The organism is Microbacterium dextranolyticum (genome assembly GCF_016907295.1).
GTDB classification, from domain to species: Bacteria; Actinomycetota; Actinomycetes; order Actinomycetales; family Microbacteriaceae; genus Microbacterium; species Microbacterium dextranolyticum.
Window position 1 is genome coordinate 1,659,263 of record NZ_JAFBBR010000001.1, and the last position, 13,826, is coordinate 1,673,088.

At 69.5% G+C, this 13,826-nt stretch carries 10 protein-coding genes; all 10 read left to right on the plus strand.

Annotated features, from left to right (window positions below; genetic code table 11):
- Positions 1-2: 2 nt before the first annotated feature.
- The 10 genes from efp to carB all read left to right on the plus strand — a co-directional run bounded on the left by efp (position 3) and on the right by carB (position 13,797).
- A complete protein-coding gene (efp, locus tag JOE64_RS07620; protein WP_204963696.1) occupies positions 3-563 on the plus strand; it encodes an elongation factor P in 561 nt (186 codons plus the stop codon).
- A gap of 3 nt (positions 564-566) precedes the next feature.
- The gene (nusB, locus tag JOE64_RS07625; protein WP_204963697.1) at positions 567-977 is read left to right on the plus strand and encodes a transcription antitermination factor NusB; all 411 of its coding nucleotides are present in this window, start codon (positions 567-569) and stop codon (positions 975-977) included.
- A 96-nt stretch (positions 978-1,073) separates the two neighbouring features.
- Positions 1,074-4,043, plus strand: coding sequence for a DEAD/DEAH box helicase (locus JOE64_RS07630; protein WP_204963698.1), 2,970 nt, complete (start codon positions 1,074-1,076; stop codon positions 4,041-4,043).
- A gap of 108 nt (positions 4,044-4,151) precedes the next feature.
- Entirely contained in the window at positions 4,152-5,717 is a 1,566-nt protein-coding gene (locus JOE64_RS07635) for a Rieske 2Fe-2S domain-containing protein (protein WP_204963699.1), read from the plus strand.
- A gap of 201 nt (positions 5,718-5,918) precedes the next feature.
- Complete coding sequence (pyrR, locus tag JOE64_RS07640) at positions 5,919-6,458, plus strand: bifunctional pyr operon transcriptional regulator/uracil phosphoribosyltransferase PyrR (RefSeq protein WP_204963700.1); 540 nt, start codon at positions 5,919-5,921, stop codon at positions 6,456-6,458.
- Entirely contained in the window at positions 6,455-7,456 is a 1,002-nt protein-coding gene (locus tag JOE64_RS07645; RefSeq protein WP_204963701.1) for an aspartate carbamoyltransferase catalytic subunit, read from the plus strand. The genes pyrR and JOE64_RS07645 overlap by 4 nt, the downstream gene beginning before the upstream one ends.
- Positions 7,453-8,763 carry a dihydroorotase gene (locus JOE64_RS07650; protein WP_204963702.1) on the plus strand — a complete coding sequence of 437 codons (1,311 nt, stop codon included), beginning with the start codon at positions 7,453-7,455 and terminating at the stop codon, positions 8,761-8,763. Before JOE64_RS07645 ends, JOE64_RS07650 begins: the two co-directional genes overlap by 4 nt.
- Entirely contained in the window at positions 8,760-9,317 is a 558-nt protein-coding gene (locus JOE64_RS07655) for a PH-like domain-containing protein (RefSeq protein WP_204963703.1), read from the plus strand. The genes JOE64_RS07650 and JOE64_RS07655 overlap by 4 nt, the downstream gene beginning before the upstream one ends.
- Entirely contained in the window at positions 9,314-10,507 is a 1,194-nt protein-coding gene (gene carA / locus JOE64_RS07660; RefSeq protein WP_204963704.1) for a glutamine-hydrolyzing carbamoyl-phosphate synthase small subunit, read from the plus strand. Before JOE64_RS07655 ends, carA begins: the two co-directional genes overlap by 4 nt.
- Complete coding sequence (gene carB / locus JOE64_RS07665; RefSeq protein WP_204963705.1) at positions 10,507-13,797, plus strand: carbamoyl-phosphate synthase large subunit; 3,291 nt, start codon at positions 10,507-10,509, stop codon at positions 13,795-13,797. The genes carA and carB overlap by 1 nt, the downstream gene beginning before the upstream one ends.
- Positions 13,798-13,826 lie beyond the last annotated feature (29 nt).

Here is a 13,826-nt window from a genome sequence, read left to right on the forward strand (position 1 = left end):
TCATGGCATCCACTGCAGACATCAAGAACGGCGTCGTCCTCAACATCGACGGACAGCTCTGGAGCGTCGTGGAGTTCCAACACGTCAAGCCTGGCAAGGGCGGTGCGTTCGTGCGCACCAAGTTGAAGAACGTGATGACCGGCAAGGTCGTCGACCGGACATTCAACGCCGGTGCGAAGGTCGAGCTCGAGAACGTCGACCGCCGCGACTTCACCTACCTCTACAACGACGGTGACAGCTTCGTGTTCATGGACGTCGACAACTACGACCAGCTCTCGGTGGGTGCGGCGACCGTCGGCGACGCGGCGAACTTCCTGCTGGAGAACCAGCAGGTGCAGATCGCCCTGAACAACGACAACCCGCTCTATGTCGAGATGCCGGCCTCGGTGGTCCTCGAGATCACCTACACCGAGCCGGGCCTCCAAGGAGACCGTTCGTCCGCCGGCACGAAGCCCGCGACGGTCGAGACGGGCTATGAGATCCAGGTCCCGCTGTTCGTCGAGCAGGGCACGAAGGTCAAGGTCGACACCCGCACGGGCGACTACCTCGGCCGCGTCAGCTGACGCGTGAGCGCCCGCAGCAAGGCGCGCAAGCGCGCCCTCGACATCCTGTTCCAGTCCGACATCCGCGGCGACGAACTCCCCGTGACCCTCGCCGCCGAGGCGAAGCGCGCGGCGAGCGAGCCTGCCCGTGAGGCGTCGTGGCTGTACGCCCGCGAGATCGTCGACGGCGTCATCGAGGAGCAGAGCGCGATCGACGAGCAGATCGTCACGCACGCGCGCGATTGGAAGATCGAGCGGATGCCGGCGGTGGACCGTGCCATCCTCCGGATCGCGGTCTGGGAGCTGCTCTTCAACGACGAGGTGCCCGCCGCGGTCGCGATCGACGAGGCGGTGGAACTCGCCAAGGAGTTCTCGACCGACGAATCGGGCTCGTTCGTGCATGGGGTGCTGGCGCGCGTCGCGCGGGCGAGCTGATTCGAGCCGCGGCGCGCGCCGACCTGCGGCGGCGACGGCGGCGCCCCGTCGCGACACCGCTCGTCCGTGTCGGCGGTGCTCGGCAGGATGGATGTCATGACGTCGTGGCGGTCCGTGCTGCTTGCGCCGCCGGCCGACGCCGGTGATGCGCTGGCGCTCGGCGTGGAGCTGCGTCGCCGCGAGTCCGCGGATGCCGCGCACTGGGGTCCGCGCCGGGTGCGCGCTGCCACAGTGGAAGATCTCTCCGACGATCGTGCCGAGTTCACGCTCGGCGTGCGGCCATTGTCGCGTCGCCGCGAATCCGGCGGCTGGGTCCGAGGCGACGTCTCATGGGACGCCCTGCGACGAGGCGCCGGCGCTTTCCGCGCCGACCAGCGCACGTGGTTCGTCGAGCTGTACGGCATCGCCCATGACGTGCGGCTGCTCGCCGGCCTGCGCGACGACTCGGACTGGGTGACACTGGACAGCGTCACCTCGCCGCTGCTGTGGTCGCACCTGAGGGCGGCCGCAGCCGTGGAGGTGCCCGTCGTCGCCGCCGCTCGCCGCCAGCAGGTCCAGATCGCGTCGTCGGCCGATGTCGCGGTGCGCATCTCTCGCGCGTCCGAAGGGGCGCTCCGTCTGCGCGCGCAGGTCGCGCTCGACGGACGAGGCATCGACGCCGGCAGCATCCGTGCCATCGGGACGTCGGGTGTCTACGCGGTCGACGCGGACGCGACCCTCATCCGGATCACCCTCGGCGAGTCGGCGCTCGGCGACGGCGTCGTCGGCCTGCTCGCGGCACGCTCCGGTGTCGTCGTGCCCGCGAGCGACGCTCGGGATTTCGCGCGGTTGGCGCTCCCACAGTTGCAACGCCGGGGGATGCTCACGACCGATCCCGACGTCGTGCTGCCGCGCGCCGAGCCCACGGTGCTCGTGGCAACGGTGGTCTTCGGCGCGGGCGACCCTGGCACAGGTGGCTCCGGCGGAGGGGGTTCTGACGCAGAGGATTCGGTGGCGTACCGGCTCGAATGGCTGCGCCGCGGAATCCGGCGTGCGCCGTGGTCCCACACCGAGTCCGGCGATGGTGATGAGAGCGCTGTGCGCGACGCCGTCGCGGCGGCATGGGCGGTGGCCCCGGATCTGCCGTACGGTGAGGCGTCGAGGCTCTATGGGGTGGATGCCGCCGAGTTCGTCGCGCTCGTGCTGCCCGCCCTCGAGGCGCTCGACGGCGTGCGGGTGGAGATCCGCGGACAGCGGCGCGAGTTCCGCGAACTGCGCGGTGAACCGCGGATCACGGTCCGCACCGTCGAGACCGATGATCCCGACTGGTTCGACCTCGGCATCATCGTCGAGATCGACGGCCGCCGCATCCCGTTCACCCCGCTGTTCACCGCGCTCGCCCTGCGACGCAAGAAGATGCTCCTCGCCGACGGCCGCTTCTTCTCGCTCGCCCATCCGGCGCTGGATCGCCTGCGCGAGCTGCTCGACGATGCCGCGGAGCTCGGCGAGTGGGAGGCCGGCCCGCGGATCGCGCGCTATCACGTCCCGCTCTGGGAGGACTTCGAAGACCTCGCGGACCAGGCCGAACCCGCGGTCGCGTGGCGCGCGGCCGCCCGCGCGCTTCGCGACGGCGGAGTCCCGGAGCCGGTGGCGGTGCCGCGGGGGGTGAACGCCGAGCTGCGGCCGTACCAGCGCACGGGACTCGATCGTCTCGCGCTCTGGCGTCGGTACGGACTCGGCGGAATCCTCGCCGATGACATGGGCCTCGGCAAGACGCTGCAGGTCCTCGCCCTTCTCGCCCACGCCCGTGACGAGGGCGAGGGGCGGCCGTTCCTGGTCGTCGCACCGACCTCCGTGATGTCGACCTGGCGCGAGGAGGCGGAGCGGTTCACTCCAGGTTTGCGGGTGCATCTGCACGATCGAACCGTGGGGGCGGGCGCGAGGCACCCGGCCGAGGTGACGGCGGATGTCGTCGTGACCTCCTACGGCCTTCTCCGCCACGACGAGGAAGCATTCGCCGCGGTGCTCTGGGCCGTCGTCGTGCTCGACGAGGCGCAGTTCGTCAAGAACCCGGCCACGCGCCAGCACCGTGCCGTCGCCGGATTGCGCGCCGGCATGGTGCTGGCAGTCACCGGCACACCGCTGGAGAACTCGCTCACCGAGCTCTGGGCGATCCTCTCGCTCACCTGCCCCGGGCTGTTCCCTTCCGCGCGCCGATTCCGCGAGGAGTACGTGAAACCGATCGAACGCGGAAAGGTGCCCGAGAACGCCGAAGGCGCCCCCGGGCGGCAGGCACGGCTGGCACGTCTTCGCTCTCGACTACGGCCGTTCGTGCTGCGCCGGACCAAGGAATCCGTCGCACCCGAGCTCCCAGCCCGTCAGGAGCAGGAGGTGCGGGTCGAACTGAGCCCCGCGCATCGCGCCGTCTACGAGACCGTGCTCCAGCGCGAACGGCAGAAGGTCCTCGGGCTGCTCGACGACCTCGACCGCCATCGCTTCATCGTCTTCCGGTCCCTGACTCTGCTCCGCATGCTCGCCCTGGCCCCCGAACTCGTGGACGCCGGTGCGCCGGGCATCCGTTCGACCAAGCTGGACGCCCTGCGAGAACACCTACGGGAACTCGCGGCGGAGGGGCACCGCGCGCTCGTGTTCAGCCAGTTCACGTCCTATCTCGATCTCGTGCGCACCGACCTCGTCGCGCACGGGATCGACATCGAGTACCTGGACGGGTCGACGAGGCGGCGGCAGGACGTGATCCGCAGATTCCGCACCGGGTCCGCCGCGGTGTTCCTCATCAGCCTCAAAGCCGGAGGGTTCGGCCTCACACTCACCGAGGCGGATTACGTCTTCCTGCTCGATCCGTGGTGGAACCCCGCCGCCGAGGCGCAGGCGGTCGACCGCACGCACCGCATCGGGCAGACGCGCCCGGTGAACGTGTACCGTCTGATCGCAGCGGGCACCATCGAGGAGAAGGTGGTCGCCCTGCAGCAGCGGAAGGCGCGCCTGTTTCAGGCGGTGCTCGGCGACGACGACGCGCTCGCGCAGTCGCTCACCGCCGACGACATCCGCGGGCTTCTCGCCGATTGATCCCGCCGAGAAGACGGGGGCACCCCGGGATCCTTTCCACGGCGCGCGGACAGGATGGCCCGGCACCCGCCGCGTAGACTCGACGACGCTGAACGGAAGGACGCCCGCATGCGCATCACAGGCCTCGGCCACGCTGGAATGTTCATCGAGACGACGGGTGGCAGCATCCTGTGCGATCCGGTGATCGGACCGAGTTTCTTCGGATCCTGGTTCCCGTTCCCCGACAATCGTGCGCTCGACTGGGAGCGCTTCGGCGCCGCGGACTTCCTCTACATCTCACACCGGCATCGTGACCACTTCGATCCGGCGCTGCTCGAGAGATACGTGCCGAAGGACATCAGCGTGCTGCTGCCCGCGTACCCGACCGACGATCTCGAGGCCGACATCCGCGCGCTCGGCTACGAGAACATCGTGTACACCCAGCCCGGAGAAGTTCTGGAGTACGAGGGCGGCCTGAAGATCATGGTGACGCCGTTGCGCGCGCCCAGCGATGGTCCGATCGGCGACTCGTCGCTGTCCGTGGACGACGGCACCGCGTCGATCCTCAACCAGAACGACTCGCACCCCCTCGATCTCGAGAAGCTGCTGTCGTTCTCGAAACCCGATGCGTACTTCACGCAGGTGTCGGGAGCGATCTGGTGGCCGATGGTCTACGACCTGCCGCAGGAGGCGAAGCAGAACTTCGCCCAGCTCAAGCGTGATGCGCAGAACAAGCGCGCGATGTACTACATCGACAAGGTCGACGCCGAGCACGTCTTCCCGATGGCGGGACCGCCCATGTTCCTGCGGGAGGACCTCTTCCGCTACAACGGCTATGGTCTCGAGAACGACTCGATCTTCACCGACCAGCGGCAGTTCCTCGCCCACATGCGCGAACAGCGACCGACGCAGAAAGGCTACGAGTTCGTGCCCGGCACGCAGGTCGACCTGCACGCCGGCGCGATGGAGATCACCCAGACCCTCTACACGCCCGACGAGATCGACCGCATCTTCGACGACAAGTGGGCCTACCTCGCGGAGCAGCGAGATGCCCGCCAGGCCGAGGTCGCCGCCGAGGTCGCGCGGCGCGCCGACATCCTTGCCCCGCAAGAGATGCTCGCCGCCCTCAAGCAGTGGTGGGAGCCGCTGCTGCGCCGGGCCCGCACGATCCGGCTCGGCGTGGGCGGCAACGTGCGTTTCCGCATCGGCGAGCTCGACATGGTGGTGGATTTCCCCAAGGCGAAGGTGCGCGAGTACGCGGGCGAGGAGTGCATCTACTGGTACACGATCCCCGCCGATCTCGTCTCGACGAACATCGCCGACCACGAGATCGACTGGTCGAACTCGATCTTCCTGTCGATGCAGTTCGACGTGGGGCGCTCCGGGAAGTTCAACGAGTTCCTGACGACGTTCCTCAAATGCCTGTCGCGCGACCGCATCGAGTACGTCGAGAACTGGTACGCCGAGCAGAGCGACCAGACCGAAGACGCCGACATCGACGAGTGGACCGTGCAGCGCCGCTGCCCGCACCTGCGCGCCGACCTGACCAAGACCGGCAAGATCGAGGACGGCGTGCTGACCTGCGCGCTCCACGACTGGAAGTGGGATCTGGAGTCGGGACAGTGTCTGACGACGCCGGGGCACCCGATCCGGGCATCCCGCATCGTGGAGACCGCGGCAGCCGCGAGCGCCTGAGCGCCTTCCTTCGACCGGGGCGAGGCCCCGCGGTTCGCCCGGTGACGTCGACACCGCGTCCACGCGTCGAGACCGCCGCCACGAGTCGCCGTCTCGACGCGGAAGGACGGTCTCGGTGCCCTCTCCGAGATCCGGTACGCTGGAAGGCGAAATCACAGCAACCTTTAACCCCGTCCCGTGAGGCGGAGAAGGGAGCGGCGGATGACTGTGGACGAGTCCCCACGGACGGTTCTGCATGCGGCCGACATCGCTCGCGCACTGACTCGGATCTCGCACGAGATCCTGGAGTCCAACCGTGGCGCCGATGATCTCGTGCTTCTCGGCATCCCGACGCGCGGCGTCACTCTCGCCCGGCGGATCGGCGGACTGCTCGCCGAGTTCTCCGGCGTCGAGGTGCCCGTCGGTGCACTCGATGTGACGATGTACCGCGACGATCTGCACCGCAATCCGACGCGCGCGCCGCACCCGACCGACATCCCCGCGGGTGGGCTCGATGGGCGCACGGTCGTCCTCGTCGACGACGTGCTGTTCTCTGGACGCTCGATCCGGGCGGCCCTCGATGCGCTCGGCGACATCGGACGCCCGGCAGCGGTGCGGCTGGCGATCCTCGTCGACCGTGGACACCGCGAGCTCCCGATCCGCCCCGACTTCGTGGGTAAGAACCTCCCCAGCGCACGCAGCGAGCGGGTCAACGTCCACCTCGCCGAGGTCGACGGCATCGAAGAGGTGACGATCGCATGAGGAACCTGCTCGACACGAAGCACCTCGGGCTCGAGGACGCGTTGCGGATCCTGGACGTCGCCGAGGACATGCGCGACACTCAGACGCGCGAGGTCAAGAAGCTGCCGACGCTGCGCGGCAAGACCGTTGTCAACCTCTTCTTCGAGGACTCGACCCGCACGCGCATCTCGTTCGAGGCGGCGGCGAAGCGGCTCTCCGCCGACGTCATCAACTTCTCCGCGAAGGGCTCGTCGGTGAGCAAGGGGGAGTCGCTGCAGGACACCGCGCAGACCCTGCAGGCGATGGGTGCGGATGCCGTCGTGATCCGGCACGGGGCCTCCGGCGCGCCGCACACGCTCGCCACGAGCGGTTGGATCAGCGCGGGCGTCATCAACGCCGGTGACGGCACGCACGAGCATCCGACCCAGGCGCTCCTCGACGCGTTCACGATCCGCAAGCGGCGATTCGGCGCCGACAGCCGCGGACGCGATCTGTCGGGCGTGCGCGTGGTGATCGTCGGTGACGTGCTGCACTCACGTGTCGCCCGCTCGAACGTGTGGCTGCTGTCGACCCTCGGCGCCGACGTCACCCTGGTCGCGCCTCCCACCCTGGTGCCGCAGGACGTCTCGGCGTGGCCGGTGCGGATCGTCTACGACCTCGACGAGGCGATCGCCGGCGCTCCCGACGCGATCATGATGCTCCGGATCCAACTGGAGCGCATGAACGCGGCATATTTCCCGACTGAACGGGAGTATTCGCGCCGATGGGGGTTGGATGCCGCACGCCTGCGCGCCCTCCCGGACGGTAGCATCGTCATGCACCCCGGTCCGATGAACCGGGGTCTGGAGATCTCCGCCGACGCCGCCGATTCACCGCAGTCGACTGTGCTCGAGCAGGTCGCGAACGGCGTGTCTGTGCGTATGGCGGCGCTGTACCTGCTGCTCGCCGGAGGACGCGGCGAGACCCCCGCCCCCGCCGGCACCACGACGACCCACACCGCAGAGGAGTCCGCACGATGACCGAGACCCACCTCATCCGCGGAGCCCGGATCGCCGGAGGCGACGCCGCCGACCTGATCGTCGAAGGCGGGCGCATCGCCGAGGTCGGCACGGGTCTCTCCCGCGTCGGCGCGACTGTGATCGATGCCGACGGCCTCATCGCCCTGCCGGGCCTCGTCGACCTGCACACGCACCTCCGTGAGCCCGGCTACGAGGCCTCCGAGACGATCGTCAGCGGATCGCGCGCCGCCGCCGCCGGCGGCTACACGACCGTCTTCGCCATGCCGAACACCTCGCCGGTGGCCGACACCGCAGGCGTCGTCGAGCAGGAACTCGCCCTCGGCGAAGCCGCCGGCTACGTCCACGTGCAGCCGATCGGCGCCGTGACCGTCGGGCAGAAGGGCGAGCGCCTCGCCGAGCTCGGCGCCATGGCATCCAGCCGCGCCCGCGTGCGCGTCTTCAGCGACGACGGCTTCTGCGTCTTCGATCCGCTGATCATGCGGCGGGCGCTGGAGTACGTCAAGGCGTTCGACGGCGTCGTCGCCCAGCACGCGCAGGATCCCCGCCTCACCGAGGGGGCGCAGATGAACGAGGGCACGGTGTCGGCCGAACTCGGCCTCGCCGGCTGGCCGGCCGTGGCCGAGGAGTCGATCATCGCCCGCGACGTTCTGCTCGCCGAGCACGTCGGGTCGCGCCTGCACGTCTGCCACCTCTCCACCGCCGGCTCGGTCGACATCATCCGATGGGCCAAGCAGCGTGGCGTGAACGTGACCGCTGAGGTCACCCCGCACCACCTGCTGCTGACCGAAGAGCTCGTCCGGGGCTATGACGCGCGGTTCAAGGTCAACCCGCCTCTGCGCCGCGATGAGGACGTGCAGGCGGTGCGCGAAGGACTCGCCGACGGCACGATCGACATCGTCGCGACCGATCACGCCCCCCACCCCGCCGAGGCGAAGTCCTGCGAGTGGCAGGCCGCGGCCAACGGCATGGTCGGCCTCGAGTCGGCGCTGCGGGTGGTGCAGCAGGCGATGGTCGACACGGGTCTGCTCGCCTGGCAGGACGTCGCGCGCGTGATGTCGTCTGCGCCCGCCCGCATCGGCCGCCTCGCCGACGCCGGCACCGACCTCGTCGTCGGGGCACCCGCCTCGCTGACGCTGTACGACCCGTCGCCCGTGCGCGCGTTCGCGCGCTCCGACCTGCGCGGCCTCAGCGTCAACTCGCCCTACCTGGGGCGCGAGCTTCCCGGTGACGTCCGATGGACGCTGTTCCGCGGCGTGCCCACCGTGGTCGACGGGCACGTCGTGGAGCACGTGGGGGAGCGCGCATGACCCGCGAGGGCGCCCTGCTGGTGATGCTCGGCGTCGTGGTCGTGCTGCTCGGCCTCGGCGTCGTCGCGTGGCTCCGCCGACGACGCCGCGATGGAGGCCTCGTGACACCGTACGGCGACGCACCCTCCGACGCGGCGGAGCGTTTCGCCGCGTCGGGGTTCTACGTGGCCACGACCCGTCGGGGCGAACCGCTCGAGCGGCTGGCGATCCGGGGCCTCGGGTTCCGCTCCCGCGTCGACGTCACGGTGACAGACCGCGGTGTCGCCTTGGCGATGCCCGGCCAGGCGACGGTGTTCCTCCCGGTCGACCGCCTCGACGACGTGTCGCTGGCGACCGTCGCGATCGATCGCGTCGTCGAGCCGGGCGGACTCGTGCGCGTGGCGTGGCGGATCGACACCGCTGCCGGTGCGCCCCAGAGCGTCGACACCTATCTGCGACCGCAGGACGTTTCGGCCCGTGTGCTCGCCGACGCGATCGACGCGATCCTCACCCCGGAGCCGCACCCCAGCACTTCTTCCCCTTCCACCGCGACCCCGACGGGAAACGACGCATGACCCATTCGACACGCTCCGGGGCCGCCCCGACGCCCTCCTTCTCGCAAGACCCCGCCGTCCTCGTCCTCGAAGACGGATCGCGACACCCGGGTCGTGCCTACGGCGCCCGTGGCACGACCTTCGGCGAGGTCGTCTTCTCCACCGGGATGACCGGCTACCAGGAGACGCTCACCGATCCTTCCTACGCCGGCCAGATCGTCCTGCAGACCGCGCCCCACATCGGCAACACCGGCATGAACGGCGAAGACCCCGAGTCGCGCCGCATCTGGGTCGCCGGCTACATCGTGCGCGACCCCTCGCGCGTCGTGTCGAACTGGCGCGCCGAGGAGTCGCTCGACGACGCGCTGGTGCGCGACGGGATCGTCGGCATCTCCGGCATCGACACCCGCGCCGTGACCCGTGTGCTCCGCTCGGCCGGTTCGATGCGCGGCGGCGTGTTCTCCGGCGCCGACGCGGCACTGGATGCCGAGGAGCAGCTGCGCCTCGTCCGCGAGGCGCCCGAGATGGCGGGGCAGAACCTCTCCGCGGCGGTCTCGGTCTCGGCGGTGGAGGTCGTCCCGGCGACGATCGCCGACGAGGCCCAGCGCCTCGGCAACCTGGCCGTGCTCGACCTCGGCGTCAAGCAGGCCACGATCGACAACCTCGCCGCGCGCGGCTTCGACGTGCACGTCCTTCCGCAGGACGTGACGATCGAGGGGATCCGCGCGATCGACCCGGTTGCCGTCTTCTACTCGAACGGTCCCGGCGACCCCGCGGCATCCGGTGACCACGTCGCGCTGCTGCGCTCCGTGCTCGACGAGCGCCTGCCCTTCTTCGGCATCTGCTTCGGCAACCAGCTGCTCGGCCGCGCACTCGGCTTCGGCACGTACAAGCTGCCGTTCGGCCACCGCGGGATCAACCAGCCGGTGCTCGACAAGCAGACCGGCCGCGTGGAGATCACGGCGCACAACCACGGCTTCGCCGTCGACGCACCCCTCGAGGGCAGCGTCGAGAGCCCGAACGGCTACGGCCGCGTCGAGGTGAGCCACATCGGCCTCAACGACAACGTGGTCGAGGGGCTTCGCGCCCTCGACATCCCGGCGTTCAGCGTGCAGTACCACCCCGAGGCCGCCGCCGGCCCGCACGACGCCAACTACCTCTTCGACCGCTTCGCCGACATGGTGCGCACCTCCCGGGAGAACAACAACTGATGCCCAAGCGCGACGACATCCAGAGCGTCCTCGTCATCGGGTCCGGCCCGATCGTCATCGGACAGGCGTGCGAGTTCGACTACTCCGGCACCCAGGCGTGCCGCGTGCTCCGCGAGGAGGGCGTGCGGGTCATCCTCGTGAACTCCAACCCGGCCACGATCATGACCGACCCCGACTTCGCCGACGCGACCTACATCGAGCCGATCACCCCCGCGGTGATCGAGACGATCATCGCGAAGGAGAAGCCGGATGCCATCCTGCCGACCCTCGGCGGTCAGACGGCGCTCAACGCGGCGATGGCCCTCCACGAGCAGGGCATCCTCGAGAAGTACGGCGTCGAGCTCATCGGCGCGAAGGTCGACGCCATCCGCAAGGGCGAGGACCGGCAGATCTTCAAGCAGCTCGTGCTGGATGCCGGGGCGGACGTCGCCCGGAGCGTCATCGCCCACACGATGGACGACCTGCTCGCCGGTGCCGCCGAGCTCGGCTATCCGCTCGTCGTGCGCCCGTCGTTCACGATGGGGGGCCTGGGCTCGGGCTTCGCGTACGACGAGGAGGACCTCCGCCGTATCGGTGGCGCGGGCCTGCGCGACTCGCCGACCACCGAGGTGCTCCTGGAGGAGTCGATCCTCGGCTGGAAGGAGTACGAGCTCGAGCTCATGCGCGACACCGCCGACAACACGGTCGTCGTCTGCTCGATCGAGAATGTCGACCCCGTCGGCGTGCACACGGGAGACTCGATCACGGTCGCCCCGGCTCTCACCCTCACCGACCGCGAATATCAGAAGCTTCGCGACATCGGCATCGACATCATCCGCGCCGTCGGCGTCGACACCGGCGGCTGCAACATCCAGTTCGCCGTCGACCCGGCGACGGGGCGCATCATCGTCATCGAGATGAACCCGCGCGTGTCGCGCTCGTCGGCGCTCGCCTCGAAGGCGACGGGCTTCCCGATCGCGAAGCTCGCGGCGAAGCTCGCCATCGGGTATCGCCTCGACGAGGTGCCCAACGACATCACGAAGGCGACACCGGCCAGCTTCGAGCCGACGCTCGACTACGTCGTGGTGAAGGTGCCGCGCTTCAACTTCGAGAAGTTCCCGAACGCCGACGCGACGCTCACGACGACCATGAAATCGGTCGGCGAGGCCATGGCGATCGGACGCAACTACACGACGGCGCTGCAGAAGGCGCTGCGGTCGCTGGAGAAGCGCGGTTCGAGCTTCCACTGGGGCGTCGAGCCCCGATCGGTGGAAGAGCTGCTGGAGATCGCGAAGACGCCGACCGACGGCCGGATCGTGACGCTGCAGCAGGCGATGCGCAAGGGTGCGAGCATCGAGCAGGCCTTCGAAGCCACCAAGATCGACCCGTGGTTCCTCGACCAGATGGCGCTCATCAACGAGGTCGCGGCCTTCGTCGAGGCCGCGCCCGAGCTCGATGCGAACACCCTCCGCATCGCGAAGGAGCACGGCTTCAGCGACGCACAGATCGCGCAGCTGCGCGGCGTCTCCGAGTCCGAGGTGCGCGGCGTGCGGCACGGCCTCGACATCCGCCCCGTGTACAAGACCGTCGACACGTGCGCGGGAGAGTTCCCGGCGCTCACGCCATACCACTACTCGAGCTACGACCACGAGACCGAGGTCACTCCCTCCGAGCGCACCAAGGTCGTCATCATCGGATCGGGTCCGAACCGCATCGGCCAGGGAGTGGAGTTCGACTACTCGTGCGTCCACGCGTCGTTCGCGCTGTCGGATGCCGGCTACGAGACCATCATGGTCAACTGCAACCCCGAGACCGTCTCGACCGACTACGACACCAGCGACCGGCTGTACTTCGAGCCACTGACCCTCGAGGACGTCCTCGAGGTGCTGCACGCCGAGAGCGCGTCCGGCACGATCCTGGGTGTCGTCTGCCAGCTGGGCGGCCAGACGCCGCTGGGCCTTGCCAAGGGCATCGAAGAGGCCGGCTACACGATCCTCGGCACGTCGCCGGCGGCCATCGACATCGCCGAGGAGCGCGAGCTCTTCTCGCAGCTGCTCGACCGCGCGGGGCTCGTCGCCCCGCGTCACGACACCGCGATCGATGAGGCGGGCGCGGTCGCGATCGCCGAGGAGATCGGCTACCCCGTGCTCGTGCGCCCGAGCTTCGTGCTCGGTGGTCGCGGCATGGAGATCGTGTACGACACGGAGAGCCTGCGCGACTACTTCGTGCGCGCCGCCGGCGAGGTCGTCATCGAAGAGGGCAAGCCCCTGCTCGTGGACCGCTTCCTCGACGACGCGATCGAGCTCGACGTCGACGCGCTCTACGACGGCCGGGAGCTGTACATCGGCGGCGTCATGGAGCATCTGGAGGAGGCCGGCATCCACTCCGGCGACTCGTCCTGCACCCTGCCTCCCATTTCTCTCGGCCGCACCGAGATCGACCGGGTGCGCGCCGCGACCCTCGCCATCGCCGAGGGCGTGGGCGTACGCGGACTCCTGAACGTCCAGTTCGCCGTCTCGGCAGGTGTGCTCTACGTCATCGAGGCCAACCCTCGCGCCTCGCGCACGGTGCCCTTCGTCTCGAAGGCCCTCGGCATCCCCCTGGCCAAGGCGGCCTCGCGCATCATGGCCGGCGCCAGCGTCGCAGAGCTGAAGGCGGAGGGGCTGCTTCCCGCCGAGGACGGCTCCCGGGTGCCGCTGGATGCCCCCGTCGCCGTCAAGGAGGCGGTGCTGCCGTTCAAGCGCTTCCGCACCGCAGACGGCCACACGGTCGATTCCGTTCTCGGTCCGGAGATGCGTTCGACCGGCGAGGTCATGGGCATCGACCGGGACTTCCCGACAGCGTTCGCGAAGAGCCAGGCCGCGGCGTACGGCGGCATGCCGACCGAGGGCACGGTGTTCCTGTCGGTCGCCGACGACGACAAGCGTGCGGTGATCCTCCCGGCCCACCGCCTGCAGGAGCTCGGCTTCCGCCTGGTCGCGACGGAGGGGACCGCCGAGATCCTCGCGCGCAACGGCATCCGCGTCGACATCGTGAACAAGTACTCGGCGACGCAGGTCTCGGGGGAGCGGAACGTCGTCGACCTCATCAACGCCGGTGAGATCGACATCGTCGTGAACACCCCCTCGGGGGGGATCGCCCGCGCCGACGGGTACGAGATCCGCGCCGCGGCCGTCGCCGCCGACAAGGCGCTGTTCACCACGATGGCCGTCCTCGGTGCCGCGGTCAGTGCGCTGCCGGTGCTCCGGACCGGCTTCGAGGTGCGGAGCCTGCAGGAGTACGCCGCCGACCGCGCCGCGGCCCGCGGATGAGCGCCGCACGGCACTCGCCGCCGCCTGCT

What these genes read in the sequence shown, in the direction of transcription:
- carA (WP_204963704.1), top strand. Translation starts at nt 9,314, where the DNA reads ATGACCCATTCGACACGCTCCGGGGCCGCCCCGACGCCCTCCTTCTCG.
- JOE64_RS07655 (WP_204963703.1), top strand. Translation starts at nt 8,760, where the DNA reads ATGACCCGCGAGGGCGCCCTGCTGGTGATGCTCGGCGTCGTGGTCGTG.
- efp (WP_204963696.1), top strand. Translation starts at nt 3, where the DNA reads ATGGCATCCACTGCAGACATCAAGAACGGCGTCGTCCTCAACATCGAC.
- JOE64_RS07650 (WP_204963702.1), top strand. Translation starts at nt 7,453, where the DNA reads ATGACCGAGACCCACCTCATCCGCGGAGCCCGGATCGCCGGAGGCGAC.
- pyrR (WP_204963700.1), top strand. Translation starts at nt 5,919, where the DNA reads ATGACTGTGGACGAGTCCCCACGGACGGTTCTGCATGCGGCCGACATC.
- carB (WP_204963705.1), top strand. Translation starts at nt 10,507, where the DNA reads ATGCCCAAGCGCGACGACATCCAGAGCGTCCTCGTCATCGGGTCCGGC.
- JOE64_RS07645 (WP_204963701.1), top strand. Translation starts at nt 6,455, where the DNA reads ATGAGGAACCTGCTCGACACGAAGCACCTCGGGCTCGAGGACGCGTTG.
- JOE64_RS07630 (WP_204963698.1), top strand. Translation starts at nt 1,074, where the DNA reads ATGACGTCGTGGCGGTCCGTGCTGCTTGCGCCGCCGGCCGACGCCGGT.
- JOE64_RS07635 (WP_204963699.1), top strand. Translation starts at nt 4,152, where the DNA reads ATGCGCATCACAGGCCTCGGCCACGCTGGAATGTTCATCGAGACGACG.